The sequence below is a fragment of the Methylosinus sporium genome (assembly GCF_003113265.1).
Taxonomy (GTDB): Bacteria; Pseudomonadota; Alphaproteobacteria; order Rhizobiales; family Beijerinckiaceae; genus Methylosinus; species Methylosinus sporium.
On sequence record NZ_PUIV01000013.1, the window covers coordinates 17,419 to 37,159 of the forward strand.

Genomic DNA, 19,741 nt, shown 5'->3' on the forward strand with positions numbered 1-19,741 from the left:
ACATACCGCAGGCGGAACCGCTGGCTCCATTGTGCGGCGCGTCCGCCCTGCGCCAGCGCCCACTATAGAACCCTTCGGATAAAGGTCAAAAGGCGAGCGCGGCTCTCAGCATCGAAAAAATCACAAAAGCGCGTCAATTTTGTAACAGCATCAAACAATTGAATTATTTGTTCGATTTCCCCATCGATCGGAGAAGATCAATTCCTCGAGCGGCAGGCGCTTCGCCCATTGCCGGATCTCGAGCTCCGGTCGCGCATAGGTTTTGGCGACGCGGCCGACGCAGAGATAGGCGACGATCGCGATTTGCGGCGGAATGTCGAGAATCTCACGTAAATCCTGCTCTCGCAATATGCTGACCCAGCCGACGCCGATTCCCTCCGCCCGCGCCGCCAGCCAGAGATTTTGCACCGCACAGGCCGTGGACAGGAGATCGGCCTCCGGCTGCTGGGTGCGTCCGAGCCCGGTCGGGCCCTGCCGGGAGCGGTCGCAAGTGATGCAGACATTCAGCGGCGCCTTCAAAATTCCTTGCAGCTTCAAGCTTCTGTAATGGGCGCGCCGTTCCGGCGGCAGCAGCGCCTCCTCGGCCTCGGAGGCGCGCTCGAAAGCGGCGTGAACCGCCTCTCGCAGGGCGCGATCGCGGATCAGCAGGAAGTTCCACGGCTGCATGAAGCCGACCGAAGGCGCGTGATGCGCGGCGTCGAGAAGGCGCATCACCTCCTCCTGCGACAAATCGTCTGGGAGAAACTCGTCCCTTACGTCACGCCGGGTGTGGATGGCGCGATAGACGGCGGCGCGCTCCTCCTCCGAGAAGGGCGCATTGGCGACGAGCGACGGCTCGGGATCAAAGACCATTTCGTCCGCTCTCCAATGCGCGCTCCAGCCGTTCCCAGGCCGCGGGCGCAGCCGGCAGGCCGAAACGGAGCCGATCCGGCCGCTCGCCGAACCTACGCGTCAATATGCCGCGCCGGGCGAGATGGGCAAACCATCGATCCGCCGCCGCATGGCGAACGAGCCGAAAAAGCGACGCTCCGCCAATGATTTCGAAGCCTGCGGCGGCGAGCAGCCCGTCGAGCCGGGCGGCGTCCTGCGCGAGCGCGACGCCGCGGGCCGCGAGCCAGGGCGCATCGGCGAGCGCCGCCGCGCCGATCGCCAGCGCCGGGCCGGAGACGCTCCAGGGTCCGAGCGTCGCCCGCAGCCGCTCGGCGATCTGAGCGCCGCAGAGCGCGAAGCCGAGCCGCACGCCGGGCAGCCCATAGGCCTTGCCGAAAGACCGCAGAAGAACGAGGCCGTCCTCCCCCGCGCACAGCGCGAGGCTGGCCTCGGCGGGAAGGAAATCGGCGAAAGCCTCGTCGACGATGAGCAGCCCGCCCTTCGCCGCCATGCGGCGGGCCGTGTCGGCGAGGCGCGCGGCGGGCTCGAGGCGGCCGTCGGGATTATTGGGATTGACGATGACGCCGACCTCGGCCGCCGCGATCTCTTCCAATGTTTCCACCCGCGAGACCTCGGCGCCGGCGGCGCGCCAGACGGCCGCGTGCTCCGCATAGGTGTGGCCGAGGACGGCGACCCGCGTCGCCGGCCGCAAGCGCGGCAGGCATTGAATGAAAGCCTGCGTCCCCGCCCCCGCGACGACCTGCGCCTTCGGACCGGCGTGATAGGCGACGGCCGCGATACGCTCCAGCGCAACGAGCGCGGCGACATCCGGCAAGCGGGTAAAAACCTCCGGCGCGAGCGGCGGCAAGGGATAGGGATAGGGGCTGACGCCGGTCGAGAGATCGATCCAGGGCTCCGGCGCCTGCGGAAAATGCGCCCGCGCGAGATCGAGCCGGCCGCCATGCAGGATCGGCGGCAAGATCGGCGGCGAAACGCTCATCGCGCCAGCTCCAATAGCGCGTCCACGTCCAAATGACGTTCGAAATGCTCGGCGAGACCATCCAACGTCGCCTCGATCGACTGCTCGTAGGAGAGGTCGGAGGCGCTCGCGCCATGATCGCGCAGAAAGGCGGCGCGCAGAGAATCATCGGCGAAAAAGCCATGCACATAGACGCCGGCGCAGCGGCCATCGGCAGAAATCGCACCGTCGCGCCGCCCATCCTCGAAGCGCAGCAGCGGACGCGCGCAATCTGGCCCCTCGCTGCGGCCGGCGTGCATCTCATAGCCATAGAAGGGGATATTTTCGGCGATGGTCGCGCCTCTCACCTGCTTCAGCACTTTCTCGGTCTCGAAGACCGTTTCCATATCGAGAAGGCCGAGCCCTTCCACCGCGCCGGGCGGCCCCTCGAGCCCCTGCGGATCGGCGATGCGGCGGCCCATCATCTGATAGCCGCCGCAAATGCCGAAAACGCGCCCGCCGCGACGAATATGCGCGGCGAGATCTATGTGCCAGCCGGCCGCGCGAAAGGCGGAAAGATCGGCGATCGTCGCCTTGGAGCCCGGCAATATCACGAGCCGCGCCTCCGCCGGCAGCGGATCGCCCGGCCGCACCAGAATGAAGCGCACGCCCGGCTCCGCCCGCAGCGGATCGAGATCGTCGAAATTGGCGATATTGGGCAGCAGCGGCGCGGCGATCGTCAGTCCGCCCTCCCCGCTCGAGGCGCCGGCGCGCAGGCCGAAAGCGTCCTCCGCCGGCAGGCGCGCGGCGTCGGCGAAAAAGGGCGCGAGGCCGAGCGGCCGCCAGCCGGTGCGCTCGGCGATGAAGCGCATTCCTTCGTCGAAGAGCGAAGGATCGCCACGGAATTTATTGACGATGAAGCCGCGGATCAGCGCTGCATCGTCTGGATCGAGCACGGCCTTGCAGCCGACGAGCTGCGCGATGACGCCGCCGCGGTCTATATCGCCGACGAGCACGACCGGCACGTCGACACGGCGGGCGAAGCCCATATTGGCGATGTCATTGGCGCGCAGATTGATCTCCGCCGCGCTGCCGGCGCCTTCGACCAGCACGATATCGCAGCTCGCGCGCAGGCGCTCATAGCTCTCGAGCACGGCGGACATGAGCCCCGCCTTCCATTGCTGATAGTCGCGCGCGCGCGCCGAGCCGATGATTTTTCCGCGCAGCACGACTTGCGCGCCGGCGGCGCCCTGCGGCTTCAGCAGCACGGGATTCATATCGGCGGTCGGGGCGAGACGCGCGGCGCGCGCCTGCAGCGCCTGGGCGCGGCCGATCTCGGCGCCGTCCGCCGTCACCGCGGCGTTGTTGGACATATTCTGCGGCTTGAAAGGCGCGACGCGATAGCCGCGCCGCGTGAGCGCGCGCGCGAGGCCTGCGACGACGAGCGATTTGCCGACATCGGAGCCCGTGCCTTGGAACATCAGAGCGACGCTCATTGCGAGGTCTCGTAAAAGAGAAAATCGACCGCCGCCTCTATGTGATGAACGATGCGCGCCTCGCCGCCGCGCGGCGGCGTGACCATCGCGACCGGCAGGCCGAGCGCCCGCGCGGCCTCGATCTTCGCATAGGTCTCGCGGCCGCCGCTGTTCTTGGAGACGACGATATCGACCTCGGCGGCGCGCATCAGGGACAATTCGCTCTCGACAGTGAAAGGACCACGCTCCAGGATCAATTCGTAGCGTGGCGGTAGATCTTCTTTCGACGGCTGATCGATCGTGCGGATCAGATAATAATGCTGCGGCGCACACAGAAAATCCGCGAGCCCCAGACGGCCGATGGTGAGGAACGCGCGGCGCGGCGCCTCGCCCAGCGCCGCGACCGCCCCGGCATTGTCCGCGACCTCGATCCAGCGATCCCCCTCCACCGGGCTCCAAGGCGCACGCGTGAAAACCAGCAGCGGCAGGCCCAACGCCGCGCAGGCCGTGCGCGCATTGGCGGAAATTCGCGCCGCGAATGGATGGGTCGCGTCGATGACGCGCTCGATGCGCTCCTCGACGAGATAGCGCGTCAGCCCCTCGACGCCGCCGAAGCCGCCGATGCGGACCGGCAGCAGCGAGGCGAGCGGCGCGCTGGTGCGGCCCGCCAGCGAGACCACTGCGTCAAGGCGCGCGTCGCCGGCGAGACGGGCGGCGAGCGCGCGCGCCTCGCTCGTCCCGCCCAGAATGAGCGCCCGGATCGGCTCGGCCTTTTGCCGCGGCGCAGCGAGGGGCGCCGCGGCCGGCGTATTGGTCTGAGGCATGGCTTAGCCCTATACTCCCGCCCGTGATTATTCAAACGGAGGCTCGAGATGAAGCGGTCCTGGATGTGCGCGTCGATATTTTCTGTCGTCGCGACCGCGGCATTCGCCGACCCGATCGGCGAATGGCGCGTCGCCGACGGCACCGCGCATATTCAGATCAGCCGTTGCGGCCAGGCGATCTGCGGCAAGATCGCCTGGACCTCCGACCCCGGCGTGGACGAGAACAATCCCGATCCGCGCCAACGCGGCCGCAAGCTGCTCGGCCTGCCCATCCTCACTGTGAAGCCCAATGGCGCCAATAGCTGGGCCGGCACGATCTATAACGCGCGCGACGGCCAGAATTACGCCGCCAGCCTCGCCATGCGCAGCGAGAAGGTGCTGCGGCTGGAAGGCTGCGTGAATGGGACGAATATCTGTGGTGAGGAGGATTGGACGCGGGTGCGGTGAACCAGCGCCGCTCTGAATAGCTTCGACGCCCGACGCGCGTCTCCTTCTCCCACTCGTGGGAGGTGGTGGCTCGACGAAGTCGGGTCGGATGAGGACGCGTCCACAGCGACGATCTCGAAACGTCTCGCCTGCGCGTCTATGCAGGGGCCCTCATCCGACCCTCGCTGACGCGAGGGCCGCCTTCTCCCGCGCGCGGGAGAAGGAGATGCGCCCTTCTTTCAATGACGCTCCCCCCTCACTCCGCCGCCATTTTCACATCCGGCCTGATCGCGTGATATTCTCCATAGAGCCGCGCGATCTCGGCGCGCGCCTCCTGCGTGCTGCGCGCGCGTATGTGGCCGAAGCCGCGGATTTTCTCCGGTATGCGCGCCAGCGCCACCGCGGTCGCATGATTGGCCGGCGACAGGCGCGGCAGAATATCGTCGAGCAGCAATTGATAATCGGCGAGCATCTTGCGCTCGGCGATGCGGTCGCTGTCGGGGCGGAAGGGATCGAGGATCGTGCCGCGCAGGCCCTTGAAGCGCGCCAGCCATTTCAGCACATGGAACATCCACGAGCCGAAAGTGATCTTGCGCGAGCCGCCTATGTCGTTCTTGCGCTGGAAAGCGACGAGATTGGGCGCGAGATGCAGCTCCATGCGCAGATCGCCCTCGAAAATCTCGGCGAGCTGACGCTGGAACGAGCCGTCGGTGTAGAGGCGCGCGACCTCGAATTCATCCTTGGCCGACATCAGCTTGAACAGGCCGCGCGCCACCGCCTCGGTCAGCTCCTTTGTGCCTGGAACGCGCTCTTTCTCGAGGCGCGCGACCGCGTCCACCCTCGAGCGATAGCGGGCGGCGTAAGAGGCGTTCTGATAATCGGTGAGAAAGGCGACGCGACGATCGATCGCCTCTTCCAATGAATGTGACACATCCCGCGCGGGATTGCGCTCGCGCAAGGAGGAGACGACGGCGGCGACGCTCTCGAGATCATGCGCGGCGCGGCGGCCCCAGGCGAAGGCCGAATGATTCATCGGCACAGCTTCGCCATTGAGCTCGATGGCGCGCAGCAGCGCAGCCTCGGAAAGCGGCAGCAGTCCCTTCTGCCAGGCGTAGCCGAGCATGAACATATTGGCGGCGATGGAATCGCCGAGCAGCGCCAGCGCCAGCTCCGTCACATTCAGGAAATCGACGCGCTCGCCCGCGGCCTCGCGTATCGCGCGTTCGATGCGCTGCGCCGGCAGCACGAAATCGGGATCGCGCTCGATATCGCCGGGAAACACCTCGGCGCTGTTGACGACGACATGGCTGCGCGCCGGATCGATGGCGGCGAGAATCTGCTTGCCGCCGGCGACGACGAGATCGCAGCCGAGCACGAGATCGGCCTCGCCGGCGGCGATGCGGATCGCATGAACGTCGCCACGCGTGCGGCCGATCTTCACATGGCAATAGACCGCGCCGCCCTTTTGCGCGAGGCCGGCCATGTCGATGACGCCGACGCCCTTGCCCTCGAGATGCGCGGCCATGCCGAGAATGGCGCTCACCGTGACGACGCCCGTCCCGCCAATGCCGGCGACGAGCACGCCGTAAGGCGTGGCGCCGAGCTGCGGAACGGCGGGCTCCGGCGGCGGCGGACATTGCGTCTCGCTCGTCGGCGCGGCTTTCTTCATGCGCGCGCCATGCACGGTGACGAAGCTCGGGCAAAAGCCCTCGAGGCAAGAGAGGTCCTTGTTGCAGCTCGACTGATCGATGCGGCGCTTGCGGCCGAATTCGGTCTCCAGCGGCTGCACCGATACGCAATTGGAGGCGCGGCCGCAATCGCCGCAGCCCTCGCAGACCAGCTCGTTGATGACGACGCGCACATCGGGGTCGGGATATTCGCCGCGCTTGCGGCCGCGGCGCTTTTCCGTCGCACAGGTCTGATCATAGATCAGCACCGTGACGCCTTCCGTCGCGGCGAGCTCGCTCTGCACGCTGTTGATGACGTTGCGGTGATAGATGACGAGGCCCGGCGGCCATTGGATGACCGACGAATATTTGTGCGGCTCGTCGGAGACGAGCGCGATTTTGGCGACGCCTTCCGCCGCCATTTGATGCGCTATGGCCTCCACGGTGAGCTCGCCCTCATGCGCCTGCCCGCCCGTCATGGCGACGACGCCGTTGAAGAGGATTTTGAACGTTATGTTCGTCTTCGTCGCCACGGCGAAGCGAATGGCGAGCGAGCCGGAGTGATTGTAAGTGCCGTCGCCGAGATTCTGGAACACATGCTTGCGCGTCGAGAAGGGCGCCTCGCCGATCCAATTGGCGCCTTCGCCGCCCATATGTGTGTAGCCCTCGGTCGAGCGGTCCATCCATTGCGCCATATAATGGCAGCCTATGCCCGTATAGGCGCGCATTCCCTCGGGCACATGGGTGGAGGTCGAATGCGGGCAGCCGGAGCAAAAATGCGGCACGCGCACGCCGACGTCGGTCAGCGATTTGCGGCGCTCCTGCATGTGCTCGAGACGGCGCACCCGCCCTTCGAGATCGTCGGAGCGAACGTGATTCAGCAGCCGCCGGCCGATGGCGATGGCGACGTCATTGGCGTCGAGCGAGCCTTTGACCGGAAACAGCCATTCGCCCACCTCGTCCTTCTTGCCGATGCAGGCGGGTTGATGCGACGAGCCATAGAGCTGCTCGCGCAATTGCACCTCGATCAGCGAGCGCTTCTCCTCGACGACGATGACGAGATCGAGCCCGCGCACGAACTCGCGCAGGCCTTGCGGCTCCAGCGGCCAGGGACAGGCGATTTTATAGAGGCGCAGGCCGTAATCATTGGCCCTCACCTCGTCTATGCCGAGATCGTCCATCGCCTGACGCACGTCGAGATAAGATTTGCCGACAGTGATGACGCCGATTTTGGCGTTGGGCCCGCCGGAAGTGACGATGCGATTGAGACGATTGGCGCGGATGAAGGCGAGCATGGCGTCGCGCTTGCTCTCCTGCATACGCTCTTCCTGCGTCAGCACCGGATCGCGCGGACGTATGTTGAGGCCGCCCGGCGGCATCAGAAAATCGAGCGGCGCGACGGGACGCACACGATCGAGCGAGCCGTCGATGGAGGCGGTGGATTCCACCGTATCCTTGATGAGCTTCAAGCCTGTCCAGACGCCGGCGTAGCGCGACAGCGCGAAGCCCATGAGGCCGTAGTCGAGAATCTCCTGCACGCCTGCCGGCGAGAGGATCGGCATCATCATATCGACGAAGACGAATTCGGATTGATGCGCCGTGGTCGAAGATTCGGCGGTGTGGTCGTCGCCCATCAGCGCCAGCACGCCGCCATTGCGCGAAGAGCCGGCGAGATTGACATGGCGCAGCGCGTCGCCGGAGCGATCGACGCCCGGCCCCTTGCCGTACCAGACGGAGAAGACGCCGTCATATTTGCCTTCGCCGCGCATCTCGGCCTGCTGCGCGCCCCAAATGGCGGTGGCGGCGAGATCCTCGTTGAGGCCCGGCATGAAGAGAATGTCGTGTCTGTCGAAGAGCGGCTTCGCTTTGTGCAGCTGCGCGTCCATGCCGCCGAGCGGCGAGCCGCGATAGCCGGAGACGAAGCCCGCCGTATTGAGGCCGGCGCGACGATCCATCTCCTTCTGCATCAGCAGAAGGCGCACGATCGCCTGCGTGCCGTTGAGCAGCACGTGAGTCTTGGAAAGATCGAAACGATCGGCAAGGGAGACGTCGCCGAAGGCGGAGCCGGTTGTCATGGCGCCGGCGACTTTTTCCGCCATTCGTAGTTTCTCCTCGCTCGGCGCGAAGGCCCTCGCGGGGCGGGCCCGCTCGCGCAGGCCGCGCGACGTCTGACGTCTCGGAAAGGGGCGGACCCGCTCTCCATATGAAGCATTCTCGTTCGAAAGCTCTCGCGCGCGTCGCTTCCGAAGGTCATATTGCGGATTTGCGGCGGCGGAAAGACTCCCGTCCTCCGCATCCGTGGAAATCCGTATCCCGACCGCGAGGAACCGCCGCCGCCCCGGCGCGACCCGTCCCCGCCTTGTCCTCGCGGCGTCGGGCGTGGCATTATACGTCACGACGCGCGACGCCAGCAAGCGAGCCTTCGCAGGCGCCGAAAATTGTCGGGCCGGCCGGCCCTGTTTCCGCCTCCTTCGGCACCTAGAGGACGGGGCCCGAAACGGGAGCGATTCGCAAGACGTACCCCAGGCGCCGCGGCCCGACCGAGGCGAGAGCCCTATGCCGATGAAACTCGCCTTCGCTTCGTTGACGATCGCCGCCGCGCTCGCCGCCACGCCCGCCGCGGCGCATCCTCATGTCTGGGTCGCCGTGCGCAGCGAGGTGCTGTTCACGCCGGACGGCAAGATCAAGGGCGTGCGCCACGCCTGGACCTTCGACGAAATGTATTCCGCTTTCGCGCTGCAAGGCCTCGGCAAGGACGGCAAGCCGCCGAGCCGCGAGGAGCTCGCGCCGCTCGCCAAGACCAACGCCGAATCGCTCGCCGAATTCGACTATTTCACCTTCGCCAAATATCAGAACGCCAAGACCGCCTTCGGGCCGCCAGAGGACGTCTGGCTGGAGGCGAACGACAAGCGTATCGTCACCATGCATTTCACGCTGCCGCTGGAAAAGCCGCTGCCGTCGAACAAGCCATTTTCGTTCCAGACCTATGATCCGACCTATTTCGTCGCCTTCGACTTCGAGAAGCAGAATGCGGCGACTCTCGCCGGCGCTCCCGCCGGCTGCTCGACCAGCGTCGTGGAGCCGAAGCCGCTGCTCGCCGTCGACACGCAAAAGCTCAGCGAGGCCTTTTTCGCCAATATGTCGCCCGGCGCCGATTTCGGCATGAAGCTCGCCGCGCGCGTCGTCGTGGCCTGCCCGTGAGGATTGCGCCGCGAGATTGCGCGCTGCTGCTGGCGTCGCTCGCCGCGCTCGCGCTGCTGCAGGACGCAGCGCTCGCGCAGGCCGCGCGCCATCCTTTCGCCGTCGGCCCCGCCGAGGGCCCGGTCGGCGCGGCGAACGGACTCGCCGGCCTGCTGCTGGCCTGGCAGAGCAAATTCCACATGCAATTGCAGAGCGCCGCCAAAGCCTTGAAAACGGACCGCTTCGCCTTCGCGACTCTGGCCGCCGCGAGTTTCGCCTATGGCGTCTTCCACGCCGCCGGGCCCGGCCATGGCAAGGCCGTGCTCGCCTCCTATATGATCGCCAATGAGACAGCGCTGAAGCGCGGGCTGACGCTCGCCGCTCTGGCGGCGCTGCTGCAAGGCCTCGTCGCAATTGCGCTGGTCGGCGTGGCGGCGATCGTCTTCGGCGTCACGGCTCAGCGCATGACCGCGGCGGCGACTTGGATCGAAACGGCGAGCTATGTCGCCATCGCCGCGCTCGGCGCGCGCCTCGCCTATGTCAAAGGCCGCGCGCTCATCGCCGCAATGCGAGAGCCGGCGCCGATTCTCGCCGCGACGCAGCGCGGCGCCTTCGCCTGCGAGGCGGTCGACGATCCGACGCATATCCACGGCCCCGACTGCGGCCATGTTCACGCGATCGACGCCTCTCGGCTCGGAACGGGTTTCCGTTGGGGCGACGCGCTGGCGACGGTCGTCGCGGCGGGACTGCGCCCCTGCTCCGGCGCCATTCTCGTGCTCGTCTTCACTTTGTCACAGGGCGCGTTCATGGCTGGCGCCGGCGCGACGCTGCTGATGTCGGCCGGCACGGCGATCACCACCGGCGGCTTGGCCGCGACGGCCGTCTTCGCCAAGGATTTCGCCGCGCGCCTCGCCGCGCGGAAATCGCGGCGCGCCGAAACGCTGCTGCGCTCCGCCGAGCTTCTCGCCGCCCTCCTCGTGCTCGCATTCGGCCTCGCGCTACTTCTCGGCGTCTCCATGAGCGTCGGCGGCGCCTGACGCCATTCTCGCGGCGCCGCGCTCGAATGCTGCGCTGCGACGACGATCATTCCGCGCGCGGGGCTGCGCTCGCGCCTGCGCCGCGCTATATTTTCGTCAGCAAATAGTCGCTATTCATATGGCGGACAGCAGGGCCGCAGTCCGTCGCGCCCACGCCCGGAGGCCTTTGATGACTGCCGCCACCCTCACCGATCCCTATGCCGCCCGGCCCTGGGTCGCCTCCTATCCGCCTTTCGTGCCCAGCGAGATCGACCCGGCGAGCTATTCGACGCTGGTCGACATGTTCCGCCAGAGCGTCGTCGATTTTTCCGAACGCACGGCGCTCGAGAGCTTCGGCGGCAAGCTCACCTATACGGAATTCGGCGCTGCCGCGCGCGCCGTCGCGGCCTGGCTACAGTCGCAGGGAGTCGCCAAGGGCGATCGCATCGCGATCATGGCGCCCAATGTGATGGCCTATCCGCCCATCATCTTCGGCGTGCTGCTCGCCGGCGCGATCGTCGTCAACGTCAATCCGCTCTACACGCCCAATGAGCTCACGCATCAGATCGACGACTCCGGCGCGCGCATGATCTTCGTGCTCGAGAATTTCGCCCATACAGTCGAAGCGGCCTGGCCGTCGATGCGGATCGAAAAAGCCGTCGTCATCGCTCCCGGCGACCTGCTCGGCCTGCGCGGTCCTATCGTGAATTTCGTCTCGCGCTATGTGAAACGCGCCGTGCGGCGCTATCGCCTGCCGCAGAGCCTGCGCTTTTCTCGAGTGCTGCGCGCCGGCGCCTCGGCGCCATTGCGGGACGTGAACGTCGGCCCCGACGATCTCGCTTTTCTGCAATATACGGGCGGGACGACCGGCGTCGCCAAGGGCGCCATGCTGCGGCATCGCAATGTCGCGGCCAATGTGGCGCAATCGGCAGCCTGGCTCTGCCCCTATCTGCCGACGCCGCTCGATCAGGTGATGGTGACGGCGCTGCCGCTCTATCACATCTTCGGCCTCACCGCCTGCTGCCTGCTGATCGTGAAGATCGGCGGCTCCTGCCTGCTCATCGCCAATCCGCGCGACATCGGCGGTTTCGTGAAGACGCTACGCAAATCGCGCTTCACCATGATCTCCGGCGTCAACACGCTCTATGCGGCGCTCGCCAATCATCCGGACTTCCCGCTCGTCGATTTCTCCAATCTGATCTACTGCATCTCCGGCGGCATGGCGACGCAGGACGTCGTCGCCCGCAAATGGAAGGAAATCACCGGCCATCCGATCATCGAAGGCTACGGCCTTTCGGAGACCTCGCCGGTCATTACCTGCAACCGTCCCGATCTCGTCGAATTCTCCGGCGCGATCGGCTATCCCTATCCTTCGACGCAGGTGTCGATCCGCCTGCCCTCCGGCGAGCCGGCGCCTTTCGGCGAACGCGGCGAACTCTGCGTCAAAGGCCCGCAAGTCATGGCGGGCTATTGGAACAGGCCGGAGGAGACCGCCGCGGCGACGACGGAGGATGGTTTCCTGCGCACCGGCGACGTCGCGGTGATGACGCCCGACGGACAATTGAAGATCGTCGATCGCCTCAAGGAGATGATCCTCGTCTCCGGCTTCAACGTCTATCCCAATGAAGTCGAGAATGTGCTGACGCGCCATCCCAAGGTGAAGGAGGCCGCAGTGATAGGCGTTCCCGATCCGCATTCGGGCGAGGCGCCGCTCGCCTTCATCGTGCCGCGCGACGCCGACGTCACCGGGAAGGAGCTGCATGATTTCTGCCGCGAGACGCTGACGCATTACAAGGCGCCGCGCCATTTCGAATTCCGCGACAGCTTGCCCAAGACCAATGTCGGCAAGGTTTTGCGGCGCGTGCTGAAGGAGGAGTATCTGGCGCGCGGCAAATAGGGCGGAGCGCGCGAATTTTCAGCCGAAGCGATCTCCCGCCTCGTCGATCGCCGCATAGAGCGCGTCGAGCTCGCTCGGCTCTATGCAATAGGGCGGCAATATGTAGATCGTATTGCCGAGCGGGCGCAGCAGCAGTCCGCGCGAGATGAAGAACTCATAGAGTTCTGGACCGATCGTCGCCAGATAGCCCGCGTCGCGGACGCGCAGATCGAGCGCCGCGATCGTACCGATGCGCCGCGCATTGGTGAAGCGCGCATCATTGGCGAAAGGCAGCAGCCGTTCCTCCTGCATCGCCGCCAGTCGCGCGATGCGGCCGCGCACATCCTCGCTCTCCCATATTTCGAGATTGGCGAGCGCCGCGGCGCAGGCGATCGGATTTGCGGTGAAAGAGCTCGAATGAAAAAAGGTGCGCGAGCGATCCGTCGAATAATGCGCCTGAAAAATCTCCTCCGCGCACATCGTCACGGCGAGCGGCAATGATCCGCCGGTTATACCCTTCGCATAGCAGGCGATATCGGGAACGATTCCCGCCTGCTCGCAGGCGAACAGCGTTCCGGTGCGGCCGAAGCCGGTCATCACCTCATCGGCGACGAAGAGCACGCCATGAGACGCGCAAATGCGCCGCATCTCGCGCAGCGTATCGGCGCCGTAAACGAGCATTCCGCCCGCGCCGAGCACGAGCGGCTCGACGACCAAAGCCGCGGCGTCCGCGCTGCGGCAGGCGGCCTCCAGCGCATCCAATGTCGCCTGCTCGCGGCCGACGCTCGGAAAGGGAATGCGCGTCACATCGAAGAGCAGCGGCTCATAGGCGGCGTTGAAGACGGAGCGCGCGCCGGTCGACATGGCGCCGATGGTGTCGCCGTGATAGCCGTGCTCTAGCGCGATGATGCGATTGCGCGCGACGCCGCGATTGCGGAAATAGCCGAGCGCCATTTTGATCGCGACCTCCACAGAGGTGGAGCCGCTGTCGGAATAGAACACATGATCGAGACCGGGCGCAGTCAGCGCGACCAGCCGGCGCGCCAGCGCTTCTGCGGGCTCGTGCGTGAAGCCGGCGAAGATGACCTGATCGAGCCGGTCCGCCTGATCCTTGATCGCCTGCACGATTTTGGGATGGCGATGGCCATGGGTGATGACCCACCAGGAGGAGATGGCGTCGAGAATGCGGCGTCCGTCGGCGCATTCGAGCCAGGCCCCCTCACCGCGCGCGACGTGGATCGCCCGGGCTTGCAGCGCGTGCTGGGTGAAAGGCCGCCAAATCGGCGAATCTGTCATTTCGAGCTCCCGGAGAGCTGTGAAGTCGCAGCGAAATCGGCGAGGCGAAACTGCGCGAGAAAAGACCAGCTCAACCTCTCCGCGTCGAGAGGCGCGACGAAAGGCAGGCGGCCGAGAATGCGCGCGCCGGAAATATTCGCGATCGTTTCCTGCGTGTCGACGTTCGCCTCGCCGATGAAGACGACGCCGAGAACGGGAATCTCGCGACGGCGCAAAGCCTCCAGAGACAATAGGCTGTGATTGATCGTCCCGAGCGTGGTGCGCGCGCAGAGCACGACCGGAAGCCGCCAGCGCGCGAGAAGCTCGATCGTCGAGAAATTTTCCGTCAGCGGCGTCATCAGGCCGCCGGCCGTCTCGACGACGAGCGGCGCGCGATCCGGCGGAGCGAGACGCTCGACGTCGATCGTGACGCCGTCGAGGCGCGCGGCGAGATGCGGCGACGCGGGCGTCGTCAGACGATAGGCCTCCGGCAAGAGCCGCTCTGCGGCGAGGCCCGACAGCCGCGCCACGATCATCGTGTCCGTTTCGCCCTCGAGGCCCGACTGCACGGGCTTCCAATAATAGGCGCCGAGCGCGCCGGCGAGCGCGGCGGAGAACACGGTCTTGCCGACATTGGTGTCGGTCCCGGCGACGACGAAGCGCGTCATGCCGGAAGACTCGCCAGCGCATGGGCGAGATCTTCGACCATCGCGACGATCTGCGCCTCGCTCACATGCAGCGTGAGCGAGATGCGCAGCCGCGCCGATCCTTCCGCCACAGTGGGCGGGCGGATGGCGCGAATGTCATAGCCCTGCGCCTGCATCGCTGCGGCGAGCGCCAGCGCGCGGGCGTTGTCGCCGACGATGACCGGCGTGATCTGCGATTGCGAGGGCGCCAATCCCAGCGCCTGCAACTCACGCGCGGCCACGGCGACGCGCGAACGCAATGCGACGCGGCGTCCTTCCGCGCGCGCGACGATCGGCAGAGCGGCGCGCACGCAGGCGGCGACGAGCGGCGACGGCGCCGTGGCGAAGATGAACTGTCTGCTGCGGTTGATGAGAAATTCGCGCAGCGCGGCGGGCAGCAGAACGAGGCCGCCGGAGGCGCCGAGCGCCTTGCCGCATGTGTGTAGAGTGACGACGTTCTCACGCCCCTCGAGCGCGGCGGCGAGGCCGCGTCCCTCCGGCCCATAGACGCCCGTCGCATGGGCTTCGTCGATGACGAGAAACGCCTCGTGACGCGCGGCGATCTCGGCGAGAGAGTCGAGCGGCGCGAAATCGCCGTCCATGCTGTAGAGGCTCTCGACGACGATCCAGGGCCGGCCCGCGCCGCCGGCGCGCCGCCATGCCGCGATCTCGTCCTCGAATGCGTCGGCGTCATTGTGCAGAGCCGCGACGCTCGGCGCGCGCGAGAGGCGCATCCCCTCATGCGCGCTGGCGTGCACCAGCGCGTCATGGACGATGAGATCGCCCTTTTGCGGCAAGGTCGAGAGCAGCGCCTCATTGGCGGAGAAGCCTCCGCCGAAAAAGAGCGCGCTCTCGGCGTGAAAGAAGGCCGCCGCCTCGCGCTCCAGCGCCTCGTGCTCCTCATGATTGCCGCGCAGCAGCCGCGAGCCGCCGGCGCCGATTGGAACGCCGCGCGCCAGCGCCGCCGCCGCGGCCTCGCTATGCTCCTGCGATTCGGCGAGCGCGAGAAAATCATTGGAGCTGAAGTCGAGTCCGCGACGCGGCGACAGCGCGCGCAGCCGATCCTGCGCGGCGAGGCTCGCGAGGTCCGCGGCATAGAAGTCGAGCATTCGGGCCTCGCGCTGATCTGTCGTCACTCGACGCTTCCCGAGCGGTTCGGGGCTTGCCTCGAAAGGCGCGACTTCCATCGCGCCGGAGTGGCGGTTACATAGCCGGGCGGCGACGGGACGGCAAGAAAGCCCGCCGGCTCGCTTTTCAATAGAATCGCAGCTTGAAATTCATAGGCGCCAACGCGATCTGAGCAGAAAGAGGGTTCCTCCATGTCACAGGACGACAGCCGAACCGAGGCGGAACCGCCGTCTCGCATCCCGTGGCCGCCGCTGCTGCTCCTCACGGCGATCGCCGGCGGGGCGCTGCTCGACGCGCTTCTCCCTCTCTCCGAGGGCGCTTGGCCGCCGAGCCTGCGCGTCGTCGGCGGCCTCATCGTCGCGCTGGCGCTCGCCAATGATCTGTGGTGCGCTTCGCTGATGCGTCGGCAAGGCACGACGCTCCGGCCCGACCGCCCCGTCTCCAGCCTCGTCACCGCAGGCCCCTATCAATGGTCGCGCAACCCCATCTACGTGGCGAATGTAGCGCTGGTCGTCGGGCTCGGCCTCGCGCTCGGCTCCGTATGGATGCTCTTGCTCACGCCCGCCATGGCCATTCTGCTCCGGCAACTGGCCATAGAACCGGAAGAGCGCCATTTGTCGCAGCGGTTCGGCGCGGAATTCGACGCCTATGCCGCGAAAGTCCGGCGCTGGCTGTAGACTGGCGCGGGAGAGGAGCGAACCCCATGGCCGACGCCGCGACGAGCGCAAATTCGTCCGCCGATGCGCATCTTTCGTTCGGCGTGCGCGGAATGACCTGCGCCTCCTGCGTCGCCCATGTCGAAAAGGCGCTGCGCGGCGCGCCGGGCGTGCTCTCGGCCTCGGTCAATCTCGCGACAGAGCGCGCCGCTGTCGCGCTCACGCCCGCCGCGGACATCGCGCTGCTCGCCCGGGCGGTGGAGGAGGCCGGCTATGAGCCCGCCGTCGAGACGATCGAGTTCGGCGTCGGCGGCATGACCTGCGCCTCCTGCGTCGCCCATGTCGAAAAAGCGTTGCGCGCCGTCCCCGGCGTGATCGGCGCCGAGGTCAATCTCGCCACGGATCGGGCGCGGGTGCGCGCGCTCGGCGGCGGCGATCTCGGTAAAGCGCTGCGCCGCGCCGTGGCGGAAGCCGGATACGAGCCGCGCGAGCTCGAGACGGGCGCGAAGGCCGCCGACCGCGAGAAGGACGCGCGCGAGCAGGAGGCGGTGTCGCTGCGCAAGCGACTCATCGTCGCGGCGGCGCTGAGCGCGCCGGTCGTCTTCCTCGAGATGGGCGCGCATACGATACCAGGACTCGGCGATTGGTTGATGGCCGCTATCGGCCATCAGACCATTCGCTACATCTCCTTCGCGCTGGCGACTCTGGTTCTCGCCGGGCCGGGACGTCCCTTCTACGAGAAGGGCCTGCCCTCGCTCTGGCGCGGCCATCCGGATATGAACTCGCTCGTCGCCATCGGCACGATGAGCGCCTATCTCTATTCGGTCGTCGCCACTTTCGCCCCTGTCCTGCTGCCGCATGGCGCGGCCGATGTCTATTATGAATCGGCCGTCGTCATTATCACGCTGATCCTCTTCGGCCGCACGCTGGAGGCGCGCGCCAAGGGCCGCACGTCGGAGGCGATCCGCGCCCTGGTGGCCCTACAGCCCAAGACCGCACGCGTGCTGCGCGGCGCCGAGCAGATCGAGCTGCCGATCGACGATATCGTCGTCGGCGATCTCGTCGCCGTGCGGCCGGGCGAGCGCATAGCGACGGATGGCGTGGTCGTGGACGGGGCCTCTCACGTCGACGAATCTATGATCACCGGCGAGCCGGCGCCCGTGGGCAAGCGCAAAGGCTCGGAAGTGACCGGCGCCACGGTGAACGCCACCGGCGCCTTCACCTTTCGCGCGACGCGCGTCGGCGCGGATACTGTGCTCGCCGGCGTCATTCGCATGGTGGAGCAGGCGCAGGGCGCCAAGCTGCCGATTCAGGCGCTGGTCGATCGCGTGACCGGCGTCTTCGTGCCCGCCGTTCTCGCCATCGCCTATCTCACCTTTTTGGCGTGGCTCGCCTTCGGCCCACAGCGCGACTCCTCTTACGCGCTGGTGGCCGCCGTCGCCGTTCTCATCATCGCCTGTCCTTGCGCCATGGGACTGGCGACGCCCGCCGCCATCATGACGGGCACGGGACGCGCGGCCGAGCTCGGCATTTTGTTCCGCAAGGGCGAGGCCTTGCAGAGCCTGCGCGATGTGACGCTGATCGCCTTCGACAAGACCGGCACGCTGACGCGCGGCAAGCCGGAGCTGACCGATCTGGAGGCCGCGCCCGACGTCGAGCCGAATGAGGCGCTGCGGCTCGCCGCCAGCGTCGAGGCGCGCTCGGAACATCCGATCGCCGGCGCTCTGGTCGCCGCCGCCAAGGCGCGCGGGCTTTCCCTCGTCGAGGCGCGAGACTTTGCGGCGACGCCCGGCATGGGCGTCGAGGCGAGCGCCGACGGGCGGAAGATCGCCGTCGGCGCGGCCCGCTTCATGGCGACGCTCGGGCTCGATATCAGCGCATTCGAGACGACCGCGGCGCAGCTCTCGGCGGAGGGCAAGACGCCGCTCTATGTCGCGATCGACGGAAAGCCGGCGGCCATTCTCTGCGTCGCCGACGCGCTCGAGGAGACCAGCGTCGCGGCGGTCGCCGCTCTGCACGCGCAGGGCGTCGCCACGGCGATGATCACCGGCGACGACGAGCGCGCGGCGCGCGCCATTGCCGCGAAGCTCGGCATGGACGAGGTGATCGCCGGCGTGCTGCCGGACGGCAAGGTGGCGGCGCTCCAGCGCCTGCGCGCGGGGCGCAAGATCGCCTTTGTCGGCGATGGCGTCAATGACGCGCCGGCGCTCGCCGCCGCCGATGTCGGAATCGCCATCGGCACCGGAACCGACATTGCGATAGAGGCCGCCGATGTCGTGCTGATGTCCGGCCATGTGTCCAAAGTGCCGGCCGCGCTCGCGCTCTCGCGCGCGACCATGCGCAATATCGCGCAGAATCTCTTCTGGGCTTTCGCCTATAATGTGATTCTGATTCCCGTCGCGGCGGGCGCGCTCTATCCGTTCAATGGAACGCTGCTCTCTCCCATGCTCGCCGCCGGCGCCATGGCCTTTTCCAGCGTCTTCGTGCTGACGAACGCGCTGCGGCTGCGGCGCTTCCGGCCGCCAGTGGAGGCGAGCGCGACGAGAGCGGAAACGACGAGCGGCTCTGAGAGCGAGCCCGAAGGCTCGCATTCACAGGAATCCCGAGAGGAGGAAAACGAGATGACGACGACGTTCGACGTTCAGGAAATGTCCTGCGGCAAATGCGTGAAGCATGTGACCGAGGCGGTGCAGAAGGCCGAGCCGCAGGCGCAGGTGAAGGTCGATCTCGCCACCGGCAAGGTGGAGGTCTCGCCCTCGCCCGAGGATCCGGAAGCCCTCGCCAAGATCATCACCGACGCCGGCTATCCGGCGCGGGTCGCGGCCTGAGCGCGCCCCAATGGCGGGATCGCTCGCAGGCAAGACTCTGTTCATCACCGGCGCGAGCCGCGGCATCGGCCTCGCCATAGCCGAGCGCGCGGCGCGCGACGGCGCCAATGTGGCGATAATCGCCAAAAGCGTCGCCGAACATCCCAAGCTTCCCGGGACGATCTATACAGCGGCGGCGGCCATCGAAAAGGCCGGCGGTCGCGCGCTGGCGCTGCCTTGCGACATTCGCTTCGACGCGCAAGTGGAGGAAGCCTTGGACAAGACCGCCGCCATTTTCGGCGGCGTCGACATTCTCGTCAACAATGCGAGCGCGATCGATCTGCGCAGCGTCGAATCCATCGAGATGAAACGCTTCGATCTGATGCACCATGTCAATGCGCGCGGAACCTTTCTCTGCGCCAAGCTCGCTCTGCCCTACTTAAAAAAATCCGCCAATCCGCACATTCTCACCCTGTCGCCGCCGCTCGACATGAACCCGCGCTGGTTCGCGCCCAATCTCGCTTACACAATGGCGAAATATGGCATGAGCCTCGTGACCCTCGGCCTCGCGCACGAGCTCGCCGGGAAAGTGGCGGTGAATTCGCTGTGGCCGGAGACGGCGATCGCCACCACCGCGGTCGCCAATCTCCTCGGCGGCGAGGCGGCGCTGCGGCGCGCGCGCAAGCCGCAGATCGTGGCGGACGCCGCCCATGCGATATTGACGCGCGATGCCTGCGCCTGCACCGGCAATTTCTTCATCGACGTGAATGTGCTGACGCAAGAAGGCGTGACGGATTTTTCGCTTTATGCGGTCGATCCGACCATGCCGGCCATATTGGATTTCTTCCTCGACGCGCCGATCACCGCAGGCGTGCAGAAAAGCCCGTTCGGCTGAGG

At 66.8% G+C, this 19,741-nt stretch carries 15 protein-coding genes; 7 read left to right on the forward strand and 8 right to left on the reverse strand.

The genetic code is table 11. The features are described from left to right. Nucleotides 1–150 precede the first annotated feature (150 nt). The 4 genes from bluB to C5689_RS10165 are packed head-to-tail and all read right to left on the reverse strand — an operon-like array spanning nucleotide 151 to nucleotide 4,127. Nucleotides 151–852, reverse strand: coding sequence for a 5,6-dimethylbenzimidazole synthase (gene bluB / locus C5689_RS10150; RefSeq protein WP_108917165.1), 702 nt, complete (start codon nucleotides 850–852; stop codon nucleotides 151–153). Next, nucleotides 842–1,870, reverse strand: coding sequence for a threonine-phosphate decarboxylase CobD (cobD, locus tag C5689_RS10155; RefSeq protein ID WP_108917166.1), 1,029 nt, complete (start codon nucleotides 1,868–1,870; stop codon nucleotides 842–844). The genes bluB and cobD overlap by 11 nt, the downstream gene beginning before the upstream one ends. After that, nucleotides 1,867–3,324 (reverse strand): cobyric acid synthase, encoded by a 1,458-nt coding sequence (locus tag C5689_RS10160; RefSeq protein WP_174800255.1) that lies wholly within the window; start codon nucleotides 3,322–3,324, stop codon nucleotides 1,867–1,869. The genes cobD and C5689_RS10160 overlap by 4 nt, the downstream gene beginning before the upstream one ends. Then, nucleotides 3,321–4,127 carry a cobalt-precorrin-6A reductase gene (locus C5689_RS10165; RefSeq protein ID WP_108917167.1) on the reverse strand — a complete coding sequence of 269 codons (807 nt, stop codon included), beginning with the start codon at nucleotides 4,125–4,127 and terminating at the stop codon, nucleotides 3,321–3,323. The genes C5689_RS10160 and C5689_RS10165 overlap by 4 nt, the downstream gene beginning before the upstream one ends. Nucleotides 4,128–4,175: 48 nt before the next feature. On the opposite strand from C5689_RS10165, the gene C5689_RS10170 reads away from it, so the two are divergent. Further along, a complete protein-coding gene (locus C5689_RS10170; protein ID WP_108917168.1) occupies nucleotides 4,176–4,574 on the forward strand; it encodes a DUF2147 domain-containing protein in 399 nt (132 codons plus the stop codon). A 235-nt stretch (nucleotides 4,575–4,809) separates the two neighbouring features. On the opposite strand, the gene C5689_RS10175 is transcribed toward C5689_RS10170, so the two are convergent. Continuing rightward, the gene (locus C5689_RS10175) at nucleotides 4,810–8,319 is read right to left on the reverse strand and encodes an indolepyruvate ferredoxin oxidoreductase family protein (RefSeq protein WP_108917169.1); all 3,510 of its coding nucleotides are present in this window, start codon (nucleotides 8,317–8,319) and stop codon (nucleotides 4,810–4,812) included. 457 nt (nucleotides 8,320–8,776) lie between these two features. Here C5689_RS10175 and C5689_RS10180 point away from each other — a divergent pair, with 457 nt between their 5' ends. From C5689_RS10180 to C5689_RS10190, 3 genes are all read left to right on the forward strand, one after another. Next, the gene (locus tag C5689_RS10180) at nucleotides 8,777–9,421 is read left to right on the forward strand and encodes a DUF1007 family protein (RefSeq protein ID WP_108917170.1); all 645 of its coding nucleotides are present in this window, start codon (nucleotides 8,777–8,779) and stop codon (nucleotides 9,419–9,421) included. After that, a complete protein-coding gene (locus C5689_RS10185) occupies nucleotides 9,418–10,437 on the forward strand; it encodes a nickel/cobalt transporter (protein WP_108917171.1) in 1,020 nt (339 codons plus the stop codon). Before C5689_RS10180 ends, C5689_RS10185 begins: the two co-directional genes overlap by 4 nt. 169 nt (nucleotides 10,438–10,606) lie before the next feature. Further along, the gene (locus C5689_RS10190; RefSeq protein ID WP_108917172.1) at nucleotides 10,607–12,313 is read left to right on the forward strand and encodes an AMP-binding protein; all 1,707 of its coding nucleotides are present in this window, start codon (nucleotides 10,607–10,609) and stop codon (nucleotides 12,311–12,313) included. Between the two features lie 18 nt (nucleotides 12,314–12,331). On the opposite strand, the gene C5689_RS10195 is transcribed toward C5689_RS10190, so the two are convergent. The 3 genes from C5689_RS10195 to C5689_RS10205 are packed head-to-tail and all read right to left on the reverse strand — an operon-like array spanning nucleotide 12,332 to nucleotide 15,362. After that, the gene (locus C5689_RS10195; RefSeq protein ID WP_108917173.1) at nucleotides 12,332–13,588 is read right to left on the reverse strand and encodes an adenosylmethionine--8-amino-7-oxononanoate transaminase; all 1,257 of its coding nucleotides are present in this window, start codon (nucleotides 13,586–13,588) and stop codon (nucleotides 12,332–12,334) included. Continuing rightward, nucleotides 13,585–14,235, reverse strand: a complete 651-nt coding sequence (gene bioD / locus C5689_RS10200; RefSeq protein ID WP_108917174.1) for a dethiobiotin synthase — start codon at nucleotides 14,233–14,235, stop codon at nucleotides 13,585–13,587. The genes C5689_RS10195 and bioD overlap by 4 nt, the downstream gene beginning before the upstream one ends. After that, nucleotides 14,232–15,362: an 8-amino-7-oxononanoate synthase gene (locus tag C5689_RS10205; RefSeq protein WP_108917222.1), complete on the reverse strand. Its 1,131-nt coding sequence runs from the start codon at nucleotides 15,360–15,362 to the stop codon at nucleotides 14,232–14,234. Before C5689_RS10205 ends, bioD begins: the two co-directional genes overlap by 4 nt. 210 nt (nucleotides 15,363–15,572) lie before the next feature. Here C5689_RS10205 and C5689_RS10210 point away from each other — a divergent pair, with 210 nt between their 5' ends. From C5689_RS10210 to C5689_RS10220, 3 genes are read left to right on the forward strand one after another with little or no spacing between them, the layout of a single operon-like run. After that, on the forward strand, nucleotides 15,573–16,058 hold the full coding sequence (locus C5689_RS10210) for a methyltransferase family protein (RefSeq protein ID WP_108917175.1): 486 nt from the start codon (nucleotides 15,573–15,575) through the stop codon (nucleotides 16,056–16,058). A 26-nt stretch (nucleotides 16,059–16,084) separates the two neighbouring features. Beyond that, complete coding sequence (locus tag C5689_RS10215; RefSeq protein ID WP_108917176.1) at nucleotides 16,085–18,865, forward strand: heavy metal translocating P-type ATPase; 2,781 nt, start codon at nucleotides 16,085–16,087, stop codon at nucleotides 18,863–18,865. Between the two features lie 10 nt (nucleotides 18,866–18,875). Continuing rightward, the gene (locus C5689_RS10220; protein WP_108917177.1) at nucleotides 18,876–19,739 is read left to right on the forward strand and encodes an SDR family oxidoreductase; all 864 of its coding nucleotides are present in this window, start codon (nucleotides 18,876–18,878) and stop codon (nucleotides 19,737–19,739) included. Nucleotides 19,740–19,741: the final 2 nt, after the last annotated feature.